General features: G+C 40.5%; 25 protein-coding genes. 4 read left to right on the top strand and 21 right to left on the bottom strand.

Going from position 1 to position 21,921, the window contains the following annotated elements:
• Window positions 1-18 precede the first annotated feature (18 nt).
• The 14 genes from rpmC to rpsL form a co-directional block, all read right to left on the bottom strand.
• Entirely contained in the window at window positions 19-207 is a 189-nt protein-coding gene (rpmC, locus tag KFO35_RS03305; protein ID WP_002288664.1) for a 50S ribosomal protein L29, read from the bottom strand.
• Window positions 197-631 carry a 50S ribosomal protein L16 gene (gene rplP / locus KFO35_RS03310; RefSeq protein WP_002288661.1) on the bottom strand — a complete coding sequence of 145 codons (435 nt, stop codon included), beginning with the start codon at window positions 629-631 and terminating at the stop codon, window positions 197-199. Before rplP ends, rpmC begins: the two co-directional genes overlap by 11 nt.
• 2 nt (window positions 632-633) lie before the next feature.
• Entirely contained in the window at window positions 634-1,290 is a 657-nt protein-coding gene (gene rpsC / locus KFO35_RS03315) for a 30S ribosomal protein S3 (RefSeq protein ID WP_002288659.1), read from the bottom strand.
• A gap of 13 nt (window positions 1,291-1,303) precedes the next feature.
• Window positions 1,304-1,651, bottom strand: a complete 348-nt coding sequence (rplV, locus tag KFO35_RS03320) for a 50S ribosomal protein L22 (protein ID WP_002290452.1) — start codon at window positions 1,649-1,651, stop codon at window positions 1,304-1,306.
• Between the two features lie 22 nt (window positions 1,652-1,673).
• Window positions 1,674-1,952 (bottom strand): 30S ribosomal protein S19, encoded by a 279-nt coding sequence (gene rpsS, locus KFO35_RS03325; RefSeq protein ID WP_002288655.1) that lies wholly within the window; start codon window positions 1,950-1,952, stop codon window positions 1,674-1,676.
• A gap of 42 nt (window positions 1,953-1,994) precedes the next feature.
• Window positions 1,995-2,828 (bottom strand): 50S ribosomal protein L2, encoded by an 834-nt coding sequence (rplB, locus tag KFO35_RS03330; protein ID WP_002290451.1) that lies wholly within the window; start codon window positions 2,826-2,828, stop codon window positions 1,995-1,997.
• A 38-nt stretch (window positions 2,829-2,866) separates the two neighbouring features.
• Window positions 2,867-3,157, bottom strand: coding sequence for a 50S ribosomal protein L23 (gene rplW / locus KFO35_RS03335; protein WP_002290449.1), 291 nt, complete (start codon window positions 3,155-3,157; stop codon window positions 2,867-2,869).
• Window positions 3,157-3,780: a 50S ribosomal protein L4 gene (rplD, locus tag KFO35_RS03340; RefSeq protein WP_002290446.1), complete on the bottom strand. Its 624-nt coding sequence runs from the start codon at window positions 3,778-3,780 to the stop codon at window positions 3,157-3,159. Before rplD ends, rplW begins: the two co-directional genes overlap by 1 nt.
• Before the next feature lie 27 nt (window positions 3,781-3,807).
• Entirely contained in the window at window positions 3,808-4,437 is a 630-nt protein-coding gene (gene rplC, locus KFO35_RS03345) for a 50S ribosomal protein L3 (protein WP_002290445.1), read from the bottom strand.
• A 30-nt stretch (window positions 4,438-4,467) separates the two neighbouring features.
• Window positions 4,468-4,776: a 30S ribosomal protein S10 gene (rpsJ, locus tag KFO35_RS03350; RefSeq protein WP_002290443.1), complete on the bottom strand. Its 309-nt coding sequence runs from the start codon at window positions 4,774-4,776 to the stop codon at window positions 4,468-4,470.
• 403 nt (window positions 4,777-5,179) lie between these two features.
• Entirely contained in the window at window positions 5,180-6,367 is a 1,188-nt protein-coding gene (gene tuf, locus KFO35_RS03355) for an elongation factor Tu (protein WP_002290442.1), read from the bottom strand.
• Between the two features lie 171 nt (window positions 6,368-6,538).
• The gene (fusA, locus tag KFO35_RS03360; protein WP_002309841.1) at window positions 6,539-8,626 is read right to left on the bottom strand and encodes an elongation factor G; all 2,088 of its coding nucleotides are present in this window, start codon (window positions 8,624-8,626) and stop codon (window positions 6,539-6,541) included.
• Between the two features lie 93 nt (window positions 8,627-8,719).
• Window positions 8,720-9,190 (bottom strand): 30S ribosomal protein S7, encoded by a 471-nt coding sequence (rpsG, locus tag KFO35_RS03365; protein ID WP_002290440.1) that lies wholly within the window; start codon window positions 9,188-9,190, stop codon window positions 8,720-8,722.
• Window positions 9,191-9,273: 83 nt separating this feature from the next.
• Window positions 9,274-9,687, bottom strand: coding sequence for a 30S ribosomal protein S12 (gene rpsL / locus KFO35_RS03370; RefSeq protein ID WP_002294318.1), 414 nt, complete (start codon window positions 9,685-9,687; stop codon window positions 9,274-9,276).
• Between the two features lie 318 nt (window positions 9,688-10,005).
• On the opposite strand from rpsL, the gene rpiA reads away from it, so the two are divergent.
• From rpiA to KFO35_RS03390, 4 genes are all read left to right on the top strand, one after another.
• Complete coding sequence (rpiA, locus tag KFO35_RS03375) at window positions 10,006-10,689, top strand: ribose-5-phosphate isomerase RpiA (protein WP_002309842.1); 684 nt, start codon at window positions 10,006-10,008, stop codon at window positions 10,687-10,689.
• A 132-nt stretch (window positions 10,690-10,821) separates the two neighbouring features.
• Entirely contained in the window at window positions 10,822-11,403 is a 582-nt protein-coding gene (locus KFO35_RS03380) for a recombinase family protein (protein WP_002315503.1), read from the top strand.
• A gap of 170 nt (window positions 11,404-11,573) precedes the next feature.
• On the top strand, window positions 11,574-12,260 hold the full coding sequence (gene gpmA, locus KFO35_RS03385) for a 2,3-diphosphoglycerate-dependent phosphoglycerate mutase (protein ID WP_002294321.1): 687 nt from the start codon (window positions 11,574-11,576) through the stop codon (window positions 12,258-12,260).
• A 554-nt stretch (window positions 12,261-12,814) separates the two neighbouring features.
• Window positions 12,815-13,681 (top strand): carbohydrate binding domain-containing protein, encoded by an 867-nt coding sequence (locus KFO35_RS03390; protein WP_025477285.1) that lies wholly within the window; start codon window positions 12,815-12,817, stop codon window positions 13,679-13,681.
• Between the two features lie 405 nt (window positions 13,682-14,086).
• Here KFO35_RS03390 and deoD read toward each other — a convergent pair whose 3' ends face one another.
• The 7 genes from deoD to KFO35_RS03425 all read right to left on the bottom strand — a co-directional run bounded on the left by deoD (window position 14,087) and on the right by KFO35_RS03425 (window position 21,857).
• Window positions 14,087-14,794 carry a purine-nucleoside phosphorylase gene (gene deoD, locus KFO35_RS03395; RefSeq protein ID WP_002291121.1) on the bottom strand — a complete coding sequence of 236 codons (708 nt, stop codon included), beginning with the start codon at window positions 14,792-14,794 and terminating at the stop codon, window positions 14,087-14,089.
• A 16-nt stretch (window positions 14,795-14,810) separates the two neighbouring features.
• On the bottom strand, window positions 14,811-15,629 hold the full coding sequence (locus KFO35_RS03400; protein WP_002315501.1) for a purine-nucleoside phosphorylase: 819 nt from the start codon (window positions 15,627-15,629) through the stop codon (window positions 14,811-14,813).
• Window positions 15,630-15,653: 24 nt separating this feature from the next.
• Complete coding sequence (gene deoB / locus KFO35_RS03405; RefSeq protein ID WP_002291118.1) at window positions 15,654-16,820, bottom strand: phosphopentomutase; 1,167 nt, start codon at window positions 16,818-16,820, stop codon at window positions 15,654-15,656.
• Window positions 16,821-16,918: 98 nt separating this feature from the next.
• Entirely contained in the window at window positions 16,919-17,875 is a 957-nt protein-coding gene (locus tag KFO35_RS03410) for an ABC transporter permease (RefSeq protein ID WP_002309847.1), read from the bottom strand.
• Window positions 17,875-19,008 (bottom strand): ABC transporter permease, encoded by a 1,134-nt coding sequence (locus KFO35_RS03415; RefSeq protein WP_002291115.1) that lies wholly within the window; start codon window positions 19,006-19,008, stop codon window positions 17,875-17,877. The genes KFO35_RS03410 and KFO35_RS03415 overlap by 1 nt, the downstream gene beginning before the upstream one ends.
• A complete protein-coding gene (locus KFO35_RS03420; protein WP_002291113.1) occupies window positions 19,001-20,563 on the bottom strand; it encodes an ABC transporter ATP-binding protein in 1,563 nt (520 codons plus the stop codon). Before KFO35_RS03420 ends, KFO35_RS03415 begins: the two co-directional genes overlap by 8 nt.
• Window positions 20,564-20,774: 211 nt before the next feature.
• The gene (locus KFO35_RS03425) at window positions 20,775-21,857 is read right to left on the bottom strand and encodes a BMP family lipoprotein (protein WP_002315500.1); all 1,083 of its coding nucleotides are present in this window, start codon (window positions 21,855-21,857) and stop codon (window positions 20,775-20,777) included.
• Window positions 21,858-21,921 lie beyond the last annotated feature (64 nt).

Here is a 21,921-nt window from a genome sequence, read left to right on the forward strand (position 1 = left end):
AATGGCCTCCTTCCATAATTACTTAGCTTGTTCACGCAACACAGTTTTGATGCGTGCAATCGATTTACGTACTTCTTTAATACGTGCAGTGTTTTCTAATTGACCTGTTGCTAATTGGAATCTAAGATTAAACAATTCTTCTTTTAATTGTTTTTCTTGATCAAGCATTTCGGCAGTGGTTAATTCTCTGATTTCTTTAACCTTCATTCGATTCACCACCCATTTCCTCACGTTTTACGATCTTAGTTTTCATTGGTAATTTGTGAGAAGCTAGACGTAACGCTTCACGAGCTACTTCTTCAGGAACGCCTGCGATTTCAAACATGATTTTACCACGTTTTACTGGTGCAACCCATCCTTCAGGTGCCCCTTTACCAGAACCCATACGTACCCCAATTGCTTTGGCAGTATAAGATTTGTGAGGGAAAATTTTAATCCATACTTTCCCACCACGTTTCATGTAACGAGTCATTGCGATACGAGCAGCTTCGATTTGGCGGTTTGTGATCCAATGTGAATCAACAGCTTGCAAACCGTATTCACCGAATGCTACTTCTTTTCCGCCTTTAGCTTCCCCGCGCATTTTTCCGCGGAATTCACGACGGTGTTTTACACGTTTAGGTACTAACATGATTATTTCCCTCCTTTCTCAGTGTTTTTTTTAGTTGGAAGAATTTCTCCACGATAGATCCACACTTTAACTCCTAGTTTTCCGTATGTTGTATCTGCTTCTTCCCATGCGTAATCAATGTCCGCACGTAAAGTATGAAGAGGAACAGTTCCCTCTGAGTATCCTTCTGAACGAGCGATATCTGCTCCGTTTAGACGACCAGATACTTGAGTTTTGATCCCTTGAGCGCCAGCACGCATTGAGCGTTGGATCGCTTGTTTTTGAGCGCGACGGAAAGCAACACGGTTTTCTAATTGACGTGCGATTCCTTCACCTACTAATTTTGCATCTAGATCTGGTTTTTTGATTTCCACGATGTTGATGTGGATTCTTTTACCAGTTAATTTGTTTAATTCTTTTCTTAGGCTTTCGACTTCAGAACCGCCTTTACCAATAACCATACCTGGTTTAGCTGTGTGAATTGAAATGTTTACGCGACCTGTTGCACGTTCGATTTCAACTGTTGATACAGCAGCATCAGCAAGTTTAGTTGAAATAAATTTACGGATTCTTAAATCTTCGTGTAAGAACTCAGCATACTCTTTTTCAGCATACCATTTAGCATCCCAGTCGCGGATGATGCCTACACGCATTCCAATTGGATGTACTTTTTGACCCACTGATTATCCCTCCTTATTTTTCTGATACGACTACCGTGATATGACTTGTACGTTTGTTGATTGGAGAAGCTGATCCTTTTGCACGAGGACGGAAACGTTTCATTGTAGGTCCTTCGTTAACAAAAGCTTCGGTTACTACCAAGTTTTCAACATCTAAGTCAAAGTTATTTTCTGCATTCGCAACTGCTGACATCAATACTTTTTCAATGATTCCAGCAGATTTGTTTGGTGTGAATTTCAAGATTGAAATTGCATCTGCGACACTTTTACCTCTGATAAGGTCAATTACTAAACGGGCTTTTCGAGGTGAAGTGCGAACTGTTTTTGCAGTTGCTTTAGCTGATGTGATTTGTTCTGCCATTTGGATTTATCCTCCCCTCAAATTAGCGTTTCGTTTTCTTATCGTCAGCAGCATGTCCACGATAAGTTCTTGTAGGTGCAAATTCACCTAATTTGTGTCCTACCATGTCTTCTTGGATGTAAACTGGTACATGTTTACGTCCATCATAAACTGCGATGGTATATCCAACAAAACTTGGGAAAACTGTTGAACGGCGTGACCAAGTTTTGATAACTTTTTTCTTTTCAACCCCTGCTTGAGCTTCAACTTTTTTCATTAAATGCTCATCGACAAAAGGTCCTTTCTTTAAACTACGACCCATGGTGAACCTCCTCTCAAAATGTGCGACACATGGTCAAAGTAATTATTTATTTTTGCGACGACGAACAATAAGTTTGTCTGATTTAGCTTTTTTGTTACGAGTTTTGTAACCAAGAGCTGGTTGACCCCAAGGAGAAACTGGTGCTTTACGTCCGATAGGAGCTTTACCTTCACCACCACCGTGTGGGTGATCATTAGGGTTCATTACGCTACCACGTACAGTTGGGCGTTTACGCATCCAACGAGAGCGTCCAGCTTTACCGATGTTGATTAATTCGTGTTGTTCGTTACCTACAGAACCGATTGTTGCGCGGCATGCAGCTAAGATCATACGAACTTCACCAGAGTTCAAGCGGATCAATACGTATTTGCCTTCTTTACCAAGTACTTGAGCACTTGTACCAGCAGAACGGATCAATTGTCCACCTTTACCAGGTTTCATTTCAATGTTGTGGATAACAGTACCAACTGGAATGTTTTCTAATGGAAGAGCATTTCCGACTTTGATATCTGCTTCTGGACCTGAAACAAGTTTCATACCCACTTCTAGTCCTTTAGGTGCTAAGATGTAAGCTTTCACTCCATCTTCATAGTGTACTAACGCGATGTTAGCTGAACGGTTTGGATCATATTCGATCGTTTGAACAGTTGCAACAACGTTGTCTTTGTTACGTTTGAAGTCGATCACGCGATATTGGCGTTTGTGTCCGCCACCTTGATGACGTACAGTGATGCGGCCGTTGTTGTTACGTCCAGCATGGTTTTTCAATGGTTGTAACAATGATTTTTCAGGTGTTGATGTTGTGATTTCAGCAAAATCAGAACCTGTCATGTTACGACGACCATTTGAGGTAGGTTTGTACTTTTTAATCGCCACGTTTTTCCCTCCTAATTTAATGAGTTATCTATTAGTGCTTATTCAGCAGCTTCGAATAATTGGATTTCTTTTGAATCTTCAGTCAATGTAACGATCGCTTTGCGACGTTTTTTTGTATATCCTGCATATTTGCCCATACGTTTGAATTTCGCACGTACGTTCACGATGTTCACGTTTTTGACTTTAACGTCAAAAGCAGCTTCTACCGCTTGTTTTACTAAAGTTTTGTTTGCGCGAGTGTCCACTTCAAAAGTGTATTTCTTGTCATCCATGGCAAGCATTGATTTTTCAGTGATCACTGGGCGTTTGATTACGTCTAGTAAGTTCATTATGCAAGCACCTCCTCAATTTGAGTAAGAGCAGTTTGTGTTGCTAACACTTTTGTATTTGATACAACGTCTAGCACACTCACATTATCAGAAGTTACTACAGAAACGTTTGGTAAGTTACGTGCTGATAAAGCAGCAAAGTCGTTACCTTTTTCTAGAACAACCAATACTTTAGAGTCGATAGATAAGTTAGCAAGAACTTGTTTGAATTCTTTTGTTTTTGGTGCGTCGAAGTTCAAGCCTTCGATTGCTACCAAGTTGTTTTCAGCAACTTTTTCTGACAATACAGATTTCATTGCTAAACGACGAACTTTTTTAGGAAGTTTGTAGCTGTAAGAACGTGGTGTTGGTCCAAAGACTACGCCACCTCCACGCCATTGTGGTGAGCGGATAGATCCTTGACGTGCACGACCTGTTCCTTTTTGACGCCATGGTTTACGTCCACCGCCACGAACAGCGCTACGGTTTTTAACCGCGTGTGTTCCTTGTCTTAATGACGCACGTTGCATTACGATTGCATCGTAAACAACACTTTCATTAGGTTCAATTCCGAAGATTTCTTCGTTAAGTGTGATTTCACCGTTTTGGCTTCCATCTTGTTTGAATAATGCTACATTCGGCATTCCTTAGTTCCTCCTTTCTTCCTACAATTATTTAGCTTTCACAGCTGATTTGATAGTGATTAAAGATTTTTTCGCTCCAGGAACATTACCTTTGATCAAGATAACATTTCTTTCTGCATCTACACGTACAACTTCCAAGTTTTGGATAGTTACGCGGTTGCCACCCATACGGCCAGCAAGACGTTTGTTTTTGAATACACGGTTAGGTGCAACTGGACCCATTGACCCAGGACGACGATGGTAACGAGAACCGTGAGCCATTGGTCCGCGGCTTTGTCCGTGGCGTTTGATAACCCCTTGGAATCCTTTACCTTTCGTAGTACCTGTTACATCAATAATGTCTCCTGCTTGGAAAACATCTACTGTAATTTCTTTTCCTACTTCATATTCTCCTAGCTCAACATTTTTGAATTCACGAATGAAGCGCTTAGGAGCCGTGTTTGCTTTTGCAACATGACCTTTCGCAGGTTTGTTTGATAAAACTTCACGCATATCTTGGTAACCAACTTGAATAGCTTCGTAGCCATCCGTTTCCATTGTTTTCACTTGTAGTACTACGTTTGGCGTAGCTTCTACAACAGTAACTGGAATTAATTCACCAGATTCAGTGAAGATTTGTGTCATTCCCACTTTTTTCCCTAAGATTCCTTTGGTCATGAGTACACCTCCATTATTTTTGTTTTAGTTTTATAATTTGATTTCGATGTTTACACCAGATGGTAAGTCTAGCTTCATCAAAGCATCAACAGTTTTTGGTGTTGGGTTCACAATGTCGATAAGACGTTTGTGTGTACGCATTTCGAATTGTTCGCGTGAATCTTTGTATTTATGAGTCGCACGAATGATTGTGTAAAGACTGCGTTCAGTTGGTAATGGAATTGGACCAGACACGCTAGCTCCAGTTCTTTTTGCAGTTTCCACGATTTTATCCGCTGATTGATCTAAAATACGGTGTTCATACGCTTTTAAACGGATACGAATTTTTTGTTTTGCCATCTTGTTCCCTCCTTCGCCTATTTTGAAAAGTAGACATAGCTCCACGAAAATTTCCGTCACGCTCGTTCGTGGCAAAGCGTCCGGGCGTGTCGCAACCTCTCGTTTCTTAGCCGACGAAATCATTCTGATTACGTCTGTGCAATTCACTAAAGTAAACGCACCTTTGTCATTATAATATATATAAACTCACAACGCAAGGCTTTTTCTTGTAAAAAACATTTTGTTTTCATAAAGTTTCATTTAGAAAACACTAACCCTTTTATTTCGCGTTCCTTCTATTATAATGCCCTGTCTTTTCTTTCCTGATCCTGCAATAAATAAAAAAGCTCGGAACAAAGATCCTGAGATCTTCATTCCGAGCGATTACGTCCGAATAAATGTTGCTTAGTTTTGCTTAATTCAATTAAGCTTTGATTTCTGTAACGACACCGGCACCAACTGTACGTCCGCCTTCACGGATTGAGAATTTAGTACCGTTTTCGATAGCGATTGGGTGGATTAATTCAACTTCCATTGTTACGTTGTCGCCAGGCATAACCATTTCAGTTCCTTCTGGTAATTCAACAACACCTGTTACGTCAGTTGTACGGAAGTAGAATTGTGGACGGTAGTTAGTGAAGAATGGAGTATGACGTCCACCTTCTTCTTTTGTCAACACATATACTTCTGCAGAGAATTTTGTATGAGGTGTGATTGTACCTGGTTTAGCTAAAACTTGTCCTCGTTGGATGTCTTCACGTGCAACACCACGTAGTAAAGCACCAATGTTGTCTCCAGCTTCAGCGTAGTCTAACAATTTACGGAACATTTCAACACCAGTAACTGTTGTTTTTGAAGTTTCTTCAGCAATACCAACAACTTCAACTTCGTCACCAACGCGAACTTGTCCACGTTCAACACGACCTGTAGCAACAGTACCACGTCCAGTGATTGAGAACACGTCTTCAACTGGCATCATGAATGGTTTGTCGTTGTCACGTTCTGGAGTTGGGATGTATTCGTCAACTGCAGCCATCAATTCAAGAATTTTTTCTTCGTATGAAGCGTCGCCTTCTAAAGCTTTCAAAGCTGATCCAGCAACTACAGGAACATCGTCACCAGGGAATTCGTATTCTGTTAATAGGTCACGAACTTCCATTTCAACTAATTCTAGTAATTCTTCGTCATCAACCATGTCTACTTTGTTCAAGAATACAACGATGTAAGGAACACCAACTTGACGAGACAATAGGATGTGTTCACGAGTTTGAGGCATTGGGCCATCAGCAGCAGAAACTACCAAGATAGCTCCGTCCATTTGAGCAGCACCAGTGATCATGTTTTTAACGTAGTCCGCGTGTCCTGGGCAGTCAACGTGAGCGTAGTGGCGTGTATCTGTTTCATACTCAACGTGAGCTGTTGAGATTGTGATTCCGCGTTCGCGTTCTTCTGGAGCACCATCGATTTGATCGTAAGCCATAGCTTGGCCGCCGTTTTTCTTAGATAGTACAGTTGTGATTGCAGCTGTTAATGTAGTTTTACCATGGTCAACGTGTCCGATAGTACCAATGTTAACGTGTGGTTTAGAACGGTCAAATTTTTCTTTTGCCATTTTAAAATGTCCTCCTAAAAATACAATATATTTTTTATTTGTCTGATAGGTATATGATGTACACAAGGTACACCACATGCCCATATCATCGATAATTATTTTACACGAAACTATATTAAAAATATAGTCTCTTTGGATAATCTCTTTGCAGGACTATCCGGTTTTAAGAAATTATTCAGCTTTTCCGCCGTTTTTCTTAATGATTTCTTCTTGTACTGATTTTGGTACATCTTCGTAGTGGTCAAATGTCATTGTAAATGTACCACGACCTTGAGTAGCAGAACGAAGAGTTGTAGCATAACCAAACATTTCAGCAAGTGGAACCATCGCACGAACAACTTGTTGGCCGCCAGCGCGAGCTTCCATACCTTCAACACGTCCACGACGAGCAGTTACGTGGCCCATAACATCACCTAAGTAATCTTCAGGGATAACAACTTCTACAGCCATGATTGGTTCAAGGATTACTGGATTAGCTTTCTTAGCTGCTGCACGTAATGCCATAGAAGCAGCAACACGGAAGGCAGTTTCATTTGAATCGACATCATGGTATGAACCATCGTAAAGTTTAGCTTTGATATCTACTAATGGATAGCCAGCTAAGACACCATTTTCCATAGCATCTTTCAAACCAGTTTCAACAGCTGGAATGTATTCACGAGGAACAACCCCACCGACGATCGCATTTTCAAATTCGAAACCAGCACCTTCTTCGTTTGGTGTAAATTCGATCCATACGTGACCGTATTGACCTTTACCACCAGACTGACGTACAAACTTACCTTCGGCTTGAGTGCCAGCACGGAAAGTTTCACGGTAAGATACTTGAGGCGCACCTACGTTAGCTTCAACTTTGAATTCACGACGCATACGGTCAACGATGATATCTAAGTGAAGTTCACCCATACCAGCGATGATTGTTTCGCCTGTTTCCACGTTTGTTTCAGCACGGAAAGTAGGGTCTTCTTCAGATAGTTTTTGTAAAGCCACACCCATTTTATCTTGGTCAGCTTTTGATTTAGGTTCAATAGCGACTTGGATAACTGGTTCTGGGAATTCCATTGATTCAAGAATAACTAGATTCTTTTCATCACATAGTGTGTCCCCAGTAGTTGTGTCTTTCAACCCAACAGCAGCAGCGATATCTCCAGCGTAAACTTCAGAGATTTCTGAACGAGAGTTGGCATGCATCTGTAAGATACGACCAACACGTTCGCGTTTGCCTTTTGTTGCGTTTTGTACGTATGAACCTGATTTTAAAACACCAGAGTACACACGGAAGAAAGTTAAACGACCTACGAATGGGTCAGTCATAACTTTAAATGCTAAAGCTGAGAAAGGAGCGCTGTCGTCTGCAGGACGTTCTACTTCTTCATCAGTTTTAGGGTCAATCCCTTTGATAGCTGGGATATCTAACGGTGATGGCAAGTAATCAAGAACAGCGTCCAATAGTAATTGAACCCCCTTGTTCTTAAATGCTGAACCACATAGTACTGGGTAGAATTCTACGTTAACTGTTGCGCGGCGGATACCTTCTTTTAACTCAGCTTCAGTGATTTCTTCACCTTCTAAGTATTTCAAAGTAAGTTCTTCATCAGTTTCAGCTACAGCTTCAACCAATTTTTCGCGCCATTCTTCAGCTAATTCGCGGTATTCTTCAGGAATTTCTGTTTCTTCGATCTCTGTTCCAAGATCGTTTGTATACATTTCAGCCTTCATTGTTACAAGGTCGATAATTCCTGTGAAGTCGTCTTCCGCACCAATTGGTAATTGGATTGGGTGAGCGTTTGCTTGCAAACGGTCATGTAAAGTTGATACTGAATATAAGAAGTCAGCACCGATCTTGTCCATTTTGTTTGCAAATACGATACGAGGTACACCGTAAGTTGTTGCTTGACGCCAAACTGTTTCAGTTTGAGGTTCAACACCTGATTGTGCATCAAGAACAGTTACAGCACCATCAAGTACACGCAATGAACGTTCAACTTCAACTGTGAAGTCTACGTGTCCTGGTGTGTCGATGATGTTGATTCGATGACCCTTCCATTGTGCTGTAGTAGCAGCAGAAGTGATCGTAATACCACGTTCTTGTTCTTGTTCCATCCAGTCCATTTGTGAAGCTCCTTCATGAGTTTCACCAATTTTATGGATTTTACCAGTATAGTACAAGATACGTTCAGTAGCAGTCGTTTTACCAGCATCGATGTGGGCCATGATACCGATATTACGAGTGTTTTGTAAAGAAAATTCTCTGGTCATTCTCCTTGTTTCTCCTCTCTTTACTATCTAGTTGCTAAAAATAAGGACACTATCTGAGGTCGACTTATAAAAGCCGACCAAACAGAGAGAATCTTACCAGCGATAGTGAGCAAACGCACGGTTGGCATCAGCCATTTTATGAGTGTCTTCACGTTTTTTAACAGAAGCACCTGTGTTGTTTGCAGCATCCATGATTTCTTTTGCTAAGCGTTCTTCCATTGTGTGTTCACCGCGCAAGCGAGCGTAGTTTACTACCCAACGAAGACCTAGAGTAACGCGGCGTTCAGGGCGAACTTCAACTGGTACTTGGTAGTTTGAACCCCCAACACGACGTGCTTTAACTTCAAGAACAGGTTGAACGTTTTTCATTGCTTGTTCAAACACTTCTAATGGATCGTTACCTGTAGATTCTTTGATCAAATCAAAGGCATTATAGATAATGTTAGCTGCAATCCCGCGTTTTCCGTCAACCATTACACGGTTGATCAAGCGAGTTACTAATTTTGAGTTATAAATAGGATCTGGTAAAACATCACGTTTTGCAACAGGACCTTTACGTGGCATCCGTAACTCCTCCTTCCGAAATATTGTTCATAGTAATTACTTCTATATAATAGAAGCAAGTTTCATTTGTTTAATAATTAAAATTAAGCTTTAGGTTTTTTAGTTCCGTATTTAGAACGGCTTTGTTTACGGTCGTTAACACCAGCAGTATCTAAAGCACCGCGAACGATATGGTAACGTACCCCTGGTAAGTCTTTTACACGACCACCGCGTAATAATACAACACTGTGTTCTTGTAAGTTATGACCAATCCCTGGGATATAAGCAGTAACTTCAATTAAGTTTGACAAACGAACACGTGCATATTTACGTAAAGCTGAGTTCGGTTTTTTAGGTGTCATTGTACCCACACGAGTTGCTACCCCACGTTTTTGAGGTGAGTTTACGTTAGTTTGAGTTTTCTTAAAGCTGTTATATCCTTTGTTCAAAGCAGGTGAATTAGATTTTTCCACCTTTGATTTACGAGGTTTACGTACTAATTGGTTAATTGTAGGCATTCCTTGTTTCCTCCTTCCCACGATTTGCGTCTAGTTCCACACATCCAGGTGGTTCTTTTTTTGCGATAAAAAATAAATGCAATGTCTGCATCCTTATCAAATATGCTTTGATAAACAGTCAGCACGTTTCTTCACAGAAACCTGTAGATAAAGCACCTTTGTTAGAATATCACGAATGAAAAAACATGTCAACAAGAGATGCAATTTTTTTTGAAAAAGCTTTATTGCAATAAAAAAGAATGGTATCTTTTTGCCGTAAATCACGCTAAAATAGTGAGGAAAGCACGAAGCTCAAACTAAAAAAAGGTGGATGCAAAGATGAATTTAAAACAATTAGCTGGCATTGAAGCCGCGAAATTCGTAAAGGACGGGATGATCGTTGGTCTCGGGACCGGTTCAACCGCCTATTATATGGTAGAAGAGATTGGTCGCCGTATGCGTGAAGAAGGATTACGTATCACAGGAGTCACTACTTCAAATGCGACAAAAGAACAAGCGGAAAAATTAGGAATACCGCTAAAGAGTATCGATGAAGTCCCAGTAGTCGATCTGACGATAGATGGTGCTGATGAAATCAGTGCTGATTTTCAAGGGATAAAAGGCGGCGGTGCTGCTTTGCTTTTCGAGAAAATAGTCGCTACGTACTCAAAAGAAACGATTTGGATCGTTGATTCTTCTAAATTAGTCCATAAACTTGGGAAGTTCCCACTCCCAGTTGAAGTCATCCCTTATGGCTCCCAACAGCTACTTCATATTTTTGACGAAAAAGGATTCCAACCTGTTTTGCGTACAGACGAAAACGGCGAAGTCCTAACTACAGATGGTGGTCATTATATCATTGATCTGCATCTAGAAGTTATTGAACAACCAGAAAGCTTAGCTACCTATTTAGATGAACTTGTTGGGGTAGTCGAACATGGACTTTTCCTAAATATGGTTTCAAAAGTTGTTGTTGGCTCAGAAAAAGGTGTTGAGATTCTTGATGCCATCCGCCATAAATAAAGAAAAATTGCTTGATCATCCAATAAAAAAAGACAGCGGAAAATTTGCGAAAAAACTATCTTTTTGACGTACTTTATGCTACATTTTTACTGTTATATCCAGTTAGAAAATCACTGCTAGAAAGGAATCACCATGAAAATTATTGGTTATGCACGCACAACCATAAATGATGTTGATTTAACAACTCAGGTTGAACAATTATCTGACTTTGGTTGTCAAGAAATTTTCCATGAGACATATGAAGTGGAACAAAACGATGCTACTGCTGTTCATTTGGAGTCAGTGATTGCTGACATGCAGCAAGGCGATGCACTAGTCGTCTGCCAACTTCATCGATTGGGCAAATCTACACGGCAATTAACAGAACTTACGCAATTATTCAAAGACCGCGGGCTGCACTTGGTTAGCATTGATGAGGGAATCGATACGCGCGAAATGGGGAAAATCTATTTCCAATTGATGGAAAACCTGGCAAACATGGAGTGCGCATTGATCAAAGAACGTACATTAGTTGGATTAGATGAAGCTCGTAAAAAAGGAAAAATCGGCGGAAGACCAAAAATCGATGCAAAAACGATCAAAAAAATCCGACGTCTCTATTATGAAAAAAAAGAAACAATCCAATTTATTTCTTCAAAATGCGGTGTTTCAGTTGGAACATGTTATAAATATATCAATTTGCCTGAAAAAGAAATCGAGCAATTATGCATCTAATGCCTAAAAACGAACAGTGCTTTCGCAGCTGTTCGTTTTTTTATCTTCTCTACTCGTTTTCTCATAGAATCTTATCCAATTTTTCGATGGAAATCTCTTCCAAAAAATTGTACAATAAAACAGAACTGAAATTTTCAGAAATATAAACCTATCTTAAAGGAGAGCTAAACATGCCAAAATTAGTTTTTTCTCGTCACGGTCTTAGTGAATGGAATGCATTGAACCAATTTACTGGTTGGGCTGATGTAAACCTAGCACCAGAAGGAATCGAAGAAGCAAAAGAAGGCGGACGCAAAATCAAAGAAGCTGGAATCGAATTTGATGTTGCCTATACTTCTGTTTTAACTCGTGCAATCAAAACATGTAACTTGATCTTAGAATATTCTGATCAACTTTGGGTACCACAAATCAAATCATGGCGCTTGAACGAACGTCACTATGGTAAATTACAAGGTTTGAACAAAAAAGAAACAGCTGAAAAATACGGCGACGAACAAGTACACATCTGGCGTCGTTCTTACGATACTCTTCCTCCATTAATGGAAGAAACTGACGAAGGTTCTGCAGCAAACGACCGTCGTTACGCAATGTTAGACAAACGCGATATTCCTGGTGGCGAAAACTTGAAAGTGACATTAGAACGTGCTTTGCCATTCTGGCAAGATGAAATTGCTCCAGCATTACTAGACAACAAAACTGTTTTAGTAGCTGCACACGGTAACTCATTACGCGCTCTAGCTAAACATATCGAAGGTATCTCTGACGAAGACATCATGGATCTTGAAATCCCAACAGGTCAACCACTTGTTTATGAATTAAATGATGACTTAACAGTGGCTAAAAAATACTACCTATAATAGATACTCTATTGTAAATAAGACAGCCCTCTCACCTCCTATTATTGTAAGAGATGAAGGGGCTGTTTTTTTAGATATTGGAAGACGGTAGTCTTGGCTATCTAATGCGAATGACATCAATTTACATAATAACTATATGATTATAATAGTAAGTACTGTTTGAATAAACAAAAAATGAAGAGAGAAGGCGTAGCATTGAGAGAAAAAAGAATGTCTGACAATCATTCAGATGTGGAGCGAACATTTTTTGTAGAAACTTATTTAAATTTCATTCTTTTATCCTGTTTCTAAGAGGAAGTTTTCATTTGTATGAGCTATCACCACAACTCTCCATCTTTTCTTATGTTGCTAATAAATGAAGTTTAGATAAAAGTCAACCTCATAAAACTATTTATTTTATCATTTTTTTCTAATGATGAATGTTATATAGAAAAAAGTGTTTACACGACCGCTATTTTCTCGGTTATGATTAATTTGTGAGATACAGACAGACTACACGGCTGCATCTTACAAACAAAATCAAAAAATAAAAATATAGAGTGAGGAGAGACAAGATGATCAAAAGTAATTTAAAAACAGTGATGGCAGCAGGTATGGTATTTTTAAGTTTAGGAGGATCCGTTTCGACATTCGCAACAAATCTATCAACAACTGACTTCGTTAGTACAAGTAAACAGGCCATTGAGCAACAATTGTATATCCATAATGGTGACTTTAATGACGGGTTTGATCATTGGATCACTAGTGGCCAAGAGCCAAATAATCCCATACTTCAAACCGTTAATGGAAATAACTTTGCTTTAGCAAGAAATGGTGAAAATGTTCATCAATACGTGACATTAAAACCAAGTACCACGTATACATTTAGTTATGATGTTGCAGCAAGCGAATCAGCACCAGGACGTGTTGAATTAGGGATCATGAATCATGATGTCGGTTTTGATGTATTAGAGAGCAGTGAACATAATAATGAGAACTGGGAACGTGGCAAACTTACTTTTACGACTCCAGACGATGAAAATACATACCTTATACGATTTGCTTCTACATGGAATGGTTGGGCGAAATATGACAATATCCAAGTGGAAACAGGCGTAACAGAAACAAACATGTTGTCTGTAGGGCGAGAAGGCTCTCGAGCATTTGCTTATTTAACATTGACACCTGAACTTTTTCACAATAATCAAGACAGATGGGTCGTTTACATTGATGGAAGATATCGTTTTGAAACATTTGACGGCACAGCATACTATAGCATTCCAAGAATAGTTGATGGTAATATTCAAGTACGTCACGAAATTCCTGGAAAAGCAGGACAGCGAGTAGAAGTATATCGCCTACCAGGACGTCCTGGATCAAGCTCCTCACTTGAGCACGCTGTATTATTCGAAACACTTATTATTGATGCAGACTTGATTTAAGTTGAATTTTTCATTCTTCAAACATCATCACATGAGCAATTGAATGATTAAGGTATTCATTTAGACGAAACCACCAACAGAAGATGACTCATTTGTCACATCCTGTTGGTGGCCTAGTTCGGAACAGAAAGAGCGTAACTCGCTTCTTTCTGTTCTTTTTTATTTGATTAAGATTGTGCCATTCGTCTGCAATTTAAAAGGAATGTCGATTCACATTTTAGAGATTCAAATGGTTGACTTTAGGTTGACTTTAGGTTGACTTTAGGAGGACTCTCGAAGTAACTGAAGCAACGGTTGTCATTGATTTCAGGTTATGTGAGACAGTTTCTGCAAAAAAATGTGACTGCCAAATTTCTATTAATAGAAGTTTAGGCAGTCACACTTTCTTGCTATTTAGCTATTACTTTACCCTTGAATCGCCGTTTCCAATCCTACTTCGATCATTTCATTGAATGTCGATTGACGTTCTGCAGCTGTTGTTTCTTCCCCAGTAATCAAATGGTCGCTAACGGTCATCAAACTTAATGTCTGCACATGGTATTTCGCGCCTAAGTAATAAAGAGCCGCTGCTTCCATTTCCACTCCTAAGACGCCAAGTTCAGCTAATTGGAATGTCTCTGTCAAATCATCTTTGTAGAAAGAATCTTCCGAAAGGACATTTCCTACGTGAACCGTATAGCCCTTTTCTTTAGCTATCTCATATGCTTTCAGTAATAGATTGAAATCACTGATTGGCGGAAAATGAAAGGCTTGGAAATTTTTTTCGATCATCGAAGAGCTGGTTGCTGCGCCTTGCGCTAGTACCAAATCACGAACATGGACATCTTTTGACAATGCCCCGCATGTACCTACTCGGATCAATTTCTTTACGCCATATGACTGGATCAATTCATGGGCATAGATAGTGGCTGATGGCATCCCCATCCCTGTTCCTTGAACAGAAATACGTTCGCCTTTATATTTGCCGGTAAAGCCTAGCATACCGCGGACCTGATTGTAACAAACTGGTTCTTCTAAAAAAGTCTCCGCAATATATTTAGCTCGCAAAGGGTCTCCCGGAAGTAAAATCTTATCGGCGATCTCGCCTTCTTTCGCTTCGATATGCACACTCATTTTATTGCTCCTCCTATTACAATAATGTCAATATTTCTTTAACCAATGCTTTAAAAGATTGTTTGACTCTCTGAGTTGTTTCTACAACTTCTTCATGGCTCAGATTCGCCTGCATGCCTGCTGCTAAGTTGGTAATACAAGAGATTCCTAACACTTTTAATCCGCTGTGAGCTGCTACGATGACTTCTGGAACAGTCGACATCCCTACTGCATCGGCTCCTATTGTCCGAGACATCCGAATCTCAGCAGGCGTTTCATAAGTTGGGCCAGAATAGCCCATATATACGCCTTCTTTAAGATCCAAACCTAGTTTTTCTGCAGCTGCTTTTGCTGTTGCTTGATAGTCAGGCGTATAAGCTTGACTCATATCTGGGAATCTAGGACCCATTTCATCTTCATTCGGGCCAATCAAAGGATTTTCACCAGTAAAATTGATGTGATCGGTAATCAGCATCAAATCTCCTGGTACGAAGGATTCATTGACACCGCCACATGCGTTGGTCACAATGACTGAATGGGCACCTAGTCCGGCCATCACACGTACTGGATAGGTCACTGTTTGCATGGAATGACCTTCATAGTAGTGGAATCTTCCTTGCATGGCTAACACTTTTTTGCCTGCTAGAGATCCGTAAACCAGCCGTCCTGCATGTCCAACTACTGTCGAAACAGGAAAGAACGGGATCTCATCATAAGAAATCATTACAGCATCTTCGATTTCATCTGCTAATTCACCTAATCCTGAACCTAGGATCAAACCAAAATCAATTTCTTTTACTCCTTTATCAAGGATAAACTGGGTCGTTTCTTGTAACATCTCGCTTAACTTGGTCATTTGCTTTCTCCTATTTTAAAAAGATTATTTTAATAATTTTAAGAAGCTTTCGCCATTTTCAGTCGAAGAAACACTAAAGTTCTCAGCAATCGTTGCGGAGATATCAGAATAATACCCTTGAGGCAACGCCCCTTGTTCTTTCATTTTTTTACTGTAGACCAATAACGGTACATATTCTCGCGTATGATCGGTACCAGTAAATGTCGGATCGTTTCCGTGATCGGCTGTAATCATTAGCAAGTCGTCTTCTTCCATGGCTTCAAGCAGTTCTGGGATCCGCAAGTCAAATTCTTCAATCGCATGCGCATAACCGACTACATCCCGGCGATGACCGTATAATGCATCAAAATCTACTAAATTGGTAAAGCTGATACCTGTAAACTCTTTTTTCATAACGTTCAGCAACTGGTCGACGCCATCCATATTACTTTTCGTGCGGACAGATTCAGTGATTCCTTGTCCATTGAAAATATCGTTGATCTTTCCTACAGCAATCACGTCTTTTCCTGCTTCTTTCAAAGAATCGAGGACCGTGTGTCCGAATGGATCCAACGCATAATCATGACGATTGCTTGTTCGTGTGAAGTCTCCTGGTTCTCCCACATATGGACGTGCAATGATTCGACCAATCATGTACGGGTCATCTTTTGTTATATCACGAACGAATTGGCAAACCCGGTATAGTTCTTCTAAAGGAATGATTTCTTCATGTGCCGCGATCTGAAGGACAGGATCAGCAGAAGTATATACGATTAAATCTCCTGTTTTCATTTGGTGTTCACCGTAATCGTCAATAACAGCCGTTCCGCTATATGGTTTGTTGCATACGACTTTACGGCCAGAAAACTCTTCGATTTGTTTGATCAGATCATCAGGGAATCCGTTCGGAAACACACGAAACGGCGTCTTGATATTCAATCCCATGATTTCCCAATGGCCTGTCATCGTATCTTTCCCTACAGAAACTTCTTCTAATTTCGTCGCATAGCCTTGATGATCTTTCACTGATTCCACACCTTCAAGAGGACGAATCGTTCCCAAACCAAGCTGCTCTAAATGCGGAATGTTCAATCCTGCTTCTTTTGCAATGTGTCCTAATGTATCAGAACCAACGTCACCGAACTTCTCGGCATCTGGTGCTTCTCCAATTCCTACTGAATCCATGACGATCAGATGTACGCGTTTAAACATGATTATTCCTTCTTTCTTTTTATTTTTATTACCTTTAAAACAAAAAGGGCGAGACGAAAAACACTTCCCGTAACCCACCCTTTTTATTCGCTAAAAGATTATTTTGATTTGATATAGTTCTTCCCGTTTGCTTTTGGTCCAGAAGCTTTCCCTAAGAAAACAACCAACACAATGATTGTCAGCAAATATGGAGCAATTTGCAGCAATACTGGTGGAATCGAAGAAATAACTGGTAATTGCGCACCGATGATACTCAAGCTTTGTGCAAAACCAAAGAACAGTGAGGCACCCATTGCGCCTAAAGGATTCCATTTACCAAAAATCATAGCAGCCATGGAGATGAACCCTTGTCCGACGATCGTCCCAGCTGAAAAGTTACCGGAAATCGACTGAGCAAAAACAGCACCGCCCATACCGCCTAACAAGCCTGAAATCAGCACGCCTGAATAACGCATAGCATATACATTGATACCTAATGTATCGGCAGCTTGAGGGTTCTCACCAACTGAACGGAGGCGTAAGCCGAATTTCGTCTTGAAGATGATCACCCAAGCAATGACAGCAATCAAAATTGCACAATAAGCAGGCAAGAATGTATTTTTGAAGAAAATTGGTCCAATGACCGGAATATCTGCTAAACCTGGGAAAGAGAAATATCCCAGATTCTGCGTGATGTTATCTGTTTGACCTTTCCCATACCATGCTTTGATCAAGAAAACACCTAAAGCTGGTGCCATCAGATTGATCACTGTACCGCTGATGATATGGTCAGCACGCAAGCTGACTGTTGCTACTGCGTGGATCAAAGAAAATAGGATACCTACGACGCCACCCACTAAAATAGCGATCCATGGCGTCATGGAACCAAGTGAGGGGCTCATCGTCAAGTTGAAAACGATGGAACTAAAAGCACCCATGACCATGATTCCCTCTAACCCTACGTTTACGATCCCGCTGCGTTCAGAAAACGTTCCGCCTAGTGATGTTAGAATTAACGGTGTTGAATAAACCAGTGTTGAAGTAAGAATCAAGGCAATTAATTCGATAGTCGACATTATAGTTCGCCTCCTTCATGGTTTTGATTCGTTGGCTTCGCTTCGATTGTCGCAACGATTTCTTCTTGTTTTTTTCCTTGGAAGAACTTAGCCATGACGAAACGAATCAAGAAATTGATCCCAACAAAGAAGATAATCAGAGCAATCGATACATTGACGATCTCAAACGGAACACCAGCTCCTGTCTGCATGCCAAGTCCGCCGATCTTCAAAATACTGAACAAAATCGCTGATAAAAGAATACCGATTGCTGATCCAGATCCAAGTAAGGAGACAGCCATTCCGTCAAATCCAATAGATAGCGAGGTCGTTTGAACGAAGAAGTTTTGATACGTTCCTAATCCTTCAACCACACCGCCAAGCCCTGCCAAAGCGCCAGAAATGACCATCGACAAAACGATCGTACGTTTACTGCTCATCCCTGCATACTCAGAAGCAAAAGGATTCAAACCAACGGAACGGATCTCAAATCCTAAAGTCGTTTTCTTCATCAATAGCCAAACGAAAATAAGCGCGATGATTGCTAAAAACAAACCTGAGTTTACGCGAGAGCCGCCAAAAGCTTGTGTTAACCAAGGTAACCGCAACGATGCATTTTGACTGATCATATTGGAAGAGTCCAAACTTGATCGGTAGCTTTCAGGCATCACTTCATGTAAAGCAAATGTGCTTACGTATAATAAGATATAGTTCATCATGATCGTTACGATCACTTCACTTGTTCCAAAGAATGCTCGTAGCAACCCAGGAACAGCCGCTGCCATCGCACCTGCTAAGGCACCTAGGATCACACACAATGGAAGCAAAACAACTTTTGGAAGATCTGGAAAAGCAAGTGCCACCCAGACACTGACGATCCATCCGCAAAGCGCTTGTCCAGAAAGCCCGATATTGAAGAACCCAGCTGAGTTAGCTACAGAAAACCCTAATGCTGTAAAAATCAACGGCGTTGCTTGCCTTAATGTTTCACCGATTCCTCTTTGCGAACCAAGAGCTGCATCTAACATAGAAGAATAACCTTGGATGGGCTGAAAACCGAAAGCAGCCATCAATATCGCGCCTAAGATCAATCCTAAAACAACTGAAAGTACAGGCACTAATAAATTACGGAATTTCTCGCTGCGATCATTCATGTGCGCCAGCCCCCTTTTCTAACTCTTTTCGTGCTTCTTCTAAGGTATAGCCCGCCATCAATAGACCTAATTCATTTTCAGATGTTTCTTTCGGATCAACGATCCCGACGATTTCTCCTTCATGGATAACAGCAATACGATCCGAAACATTTAAAATTTCTTCTAATTCGAAACTAATCAATAACACTGCTTTGTATTTGTCCCTTTGTTCGATCAGACGTTTATGAATAAATTCGATCGCACCTACATCCAGTCCACGAGTTGGATTTGCAACGATCAACAGATCAGGATCTCGGTCGACTTCCCGAGCGATGATTGCTTTTTGCTGATTTCCGCCTGATAAAGCTTTTGCAGGGACAAGTTCATTCGTTGTTCGAACATCATATTCTTCGATCAATTCTCTGGCATGTTCATTTATCACTGAATAATTCAGCATACCGTTTTTACTGTAAGGTTTTTGATGATACGTTTGCAGTGCAATGTTTTCAGACAATGTCATATCTAGGACCAACCCGTATTTATGACGGTCTTCTGGCACATGTCCTACACCATGTTCAGTGATCTTTCGAGGTTTTTTATTGGTGATGTCTTCCCCTTTTAGCTTGATATGTCCGCTTTCTGCCTTTCGCAAACCGGTCAAAGCTTGGATCAACTCCGACTGCCCGTTTCCATCGATTCCAGCGATACCAAGTACTTCGCCAGCACGAACCTCTAAGTTCAGGTTTTTCACGGCTTCTAATCCACGATTTTCTTTCACCACTAGATTTTCAATAGACAAAACGACTTCTTGAGGCTTCGCTTCTTTTTTCATCGTTTTGAATGAAACCGTTCTTCCGACCATCATATCAGCTAATTGCTGTGAGGTAACGTCTTTAACGTTGACTGTACCGATTCCTTTTCCACGGCGGATAACTGTACAACGGTCAGCTACTGCTTTGATTTCATCTAACTTATGCGTAATCAAAATGATTGACTTGCCTTCTTTGACTAATTCCTTCATGATCACGATTAATTCATCAATTTCCTGAGGGGTCAATACAGCTGTCGGCTCATCAAAAATCAGTACATCTGCTCCTCGGTAAAGTGTTTTTAAAATTTCTACCCGTTGTTCCATCCCAACTGAAATATCACGAACATAAGCATCCGGGTTGACTGATAATCCATATTGTTCAGAAACTTTTTGGATCTCTTTTCGCGCTTTTTTATGGTCAAGCATCCCTGCACGACTAGGTTCGCTTCCCAACACGATGTTTTCTGTTACAGTAAAGGCATCAACAAGCATAAAGTGCTGATGGACCATCCCAATCCCTAATTGATTGGCTTTTGTCGGGCTTGTGATCTGTACTTCTTTCCCACGCATCAAAATTTTCCCTGATGTCGGCTCTAATAATCCGGAAAGCACGTTCATCAATGTAGATTTGCCAGCACCGTTTTCTCCAAGCAACGCATGAATCTCTCCTGCCTTTACTTGTAAATTGATGTTGTCATTTGCCTTGAATGTTCCAAATTCTTTGGTAATATTCTGCATTTCTATGACAATATTTTCTTGAACCACCTTTTTTTCACATCCTAACGATTTCTATCTAGGGCAACGATTGACTAAGATTCACGCTTAGTGAGCGTTCTTCTTTTGAAACAAACATTACTTCAGGGAGTTGTTCCCTTATCCAAACTGTCTCAAGGCAGCTTGGATAAATGAACAATTCTTGTTCTAATCAAACCATAGCCTTGTCAAACATGTGTCTAACAAGGCTATAGAAATGGTTTTAGTTTTCTTCAGGAGTTTCTGGAACTTTTACGTCACCTGAAATGATTTTTTCTTTTGCTTCATCCACTGCTTTTTTCGCTTCATCAGAAAGTTGTCCTTCTGTTAGACCAACACCGTCTTCTTTCAATCCATAAACAGTGTGTTCACCACCAGGGAATTTACCGTCAGCTGATTTTTGTGCCAAATCTTCTACTACTGTTCCAACTGCTTTCAGTGTAGATGTCAATGTGAAGTTTTTCTTTTCGCCGTTCAATGTGTATTCGCCTTCGTCTGCTTGATCGCGGTCAACACCGATAACCCAAACTTTTTTGTCGCCTGATTCGTTCAATGATTTTGCTTCTTGGAATACACCGTTACCTGTACCACCTGAAGCATGGAAGATGATATCTGCATTTTGTGCATACATACCTTGAGCAATTGAACGTCCTTTATCTGGAGCAGAGAAGTCACCAGCATATTGGTTCAATACTTTGATTTCTTTTCCTAGTTCTTTCGCACCTGCATCAACACCGGCTTTGAATCCAGCATCAAAACGATCGATTACTTCACCTTTTACGCCGCCGATAAAGCCGACTACGTTTGTTTCAGTCGTGTAAGCTGCTGCAATCCCTGCAAGATAAGAAGCTTCGTTGTCTTTGAATGTTGCAGATACAACGTTATCTAATCCGTCAATCACATCATCGATGATAACGAAGTTCGTACCTGTATTGTTTGTTGCTTGTTCTTGGATCGCTGGTTTTAGTTTATAACCAATACCAAAAATCGTTTTGAATCCAGCATTCAATGCTTGGTCGATATTTGGGATATAATCTGATTCGTTTGAAGATTGGAAGTATTGGAAGCCATCATTGCCTCGTGAAAGACCTTGATCTTTCCCCCATTTTTGTAATCCTTCCCAAGCTGACTGGTTGAATGAACGGTCGTCTACCCCACCTGTATCTGTGATCAATGCTGCAGTTGTTGTGTCTGATGAGCTTTTGCCACCGGATGAATCAGTAGAGCCGTTGTTGCCGCATGCACCTAAAAATAACCCTGCTGCTAGTGCGACAGCACCTAAACCAAATAATTTTGCTTTTTTCATTTCTGTAAAGCCTCCTAAAATAATTGTTTTATTTTTCAACAGTCAGCTGACTGAATGAACATGA

Source organism: Enterococcus lactis, from assembly GCF_015751045.1.
Lineage (GTDB): Bacteria > Bacillota > Bacilli > Lactobacillales > Enterococcaceae > Enterococcus_B > Enterococcus_B lactis.

Coding starts and splice junctions, on each gene's coding strand:
- rplW (WP_002290449.1), bottom strand. CDS start 3,157: ATGAACTTACTAGACGTAATCAAACGCCCAGTGATCACTGAAAAATCA.
- KFO35_RS03415 (WP_002291115.1), bottom strand. CDS start 19,008: ATGAATGATCGCAGCGAGAAATTCCGTAATTTATTAGTGCCTGTACTT.
- gpmA (WP_002294321.1), top strand. CDS start 11,574: ATGCCAAAATTAGTTTTTTCTCGTCACGGTCTTAGTGAATGGAATGCA.
- rpsJ (WP_002290443.1), bottom strand. CDS start 4,776: ATGGCAAAACAAAAAATTCGTATCCGTTTAAAAGCGTATGAACACCGT.
- rplV (WP_002290452.1), bottom strand. CDS start 1,651: ATGGCAGAACAAATCACATCAGCTAAAGCAACTGCAAAAACAGTTCGC.
- fusA (WP_002309841.1), bottom strand. CDS start 8,626: ATGACCAGAGAATTTTCTTTACAAAACACTCGTAATATCGGTATCATG.
- rpiA (WP_002309842.1), top strand. CDS start 10,006: ATGAATTTAAAACAATTAGCTGGCATTGAAGCCGCGAAATTCGTAAAG.
- rpsS (WP_002288655.1), bottom strand. CDS start 1,952: ATGGGTCGTAGTTTAAAGAAAGGACCTTTTGTCGATGAGCATTTAATG.
- rplC (WP_002290445.1), bottom strand. CDS start 4,437: ATGACCAAAGGAATCTTAGGGAAAAAAGTGGGAATGACACAAATCTTC.
- rpsG (WP_002290440.1), bottom strand. CDS start 9,190: ATGCCACGTAAAGGTCCTGTTGCAAAACGTGATGTTTTACCAGATCCT.
- tuf (WP_002290442.1), bottom strand. CDS start 6,367: ATGGCAAAAGAAAAATTTGACCGTTCTAAACCACACGTTAACATTGGT.
- KFO35_RS03410 (WP_002309847.1), bottom strand. CDS start 17,875: ATGTCGACTATCGAATTAATTGCCTTGATTCTTACTTCAACACTGGTT.
- rplD (WP_002290446.1), bottom strand. CDS start 3,780: ATGCCGAATGTAGCATTATTCAAACAAGATGGAAGCCAAAACGGTGAA.
- KFO35_RS03425 (WP_002315500.1), bottom strand. CDS start 21,857: ATGAAAAAAGCAAAATTATTTGGTTTAGGTGCTGTCGCACTAGCAGCA.
- rpsL (WP_002294318.1), bottom strand. CDS start 9,687: ATGCCTACAATTAACCAATTAGTACGTAAACCTCGTAAATCAAAGGTG.
- rpmC (WP_002288664.1), bottom strand. CDS start 207: ATGAAGGTTAAAGAAATCAGAGAATTAACCACTGCCGAAATGCTTGAT.
- deoB (WP_002291118.1), bottom strand. CDS start 16,820: ATGTTTAAACGCGTACATCTGATCGTCATGGATTCAGTAGGAATTGGA.
- deoD (WP_002291121.1), bottom strand. CDS start 14,794: ATGAGTGTGCATATCGAAGCGAAAGAAGGCGAGATCGCCGATAAGATT.
- KFO35_RS03380 (WP_002315503.1), top strand. CDS start 10,822: ATGAAAATTATTGGTTATGCACGCACAACCATAAATGATGTTGATTTA.
- rplP (WP_002288661.1), bottom strand. CDS start 631: ATGTTAGTACCTAAACGTGTAAAACACCGTCGTGAATTCCGCGGAAAA.
- KFO35_RS03400 (WP_002315501.1), bottom strand. CDS start 15,629: ATGACCAAGTTAAGCGAGATGTTACAAGAAACGACCCAGTTTATCCTT.
- KFO35_RS03390 (WP_025477285.1), top strand. CDS start 12,815: ATGATCAAAAGTAATTTAAAAACAGTGATGGCAGCAGGTATGGTATTT.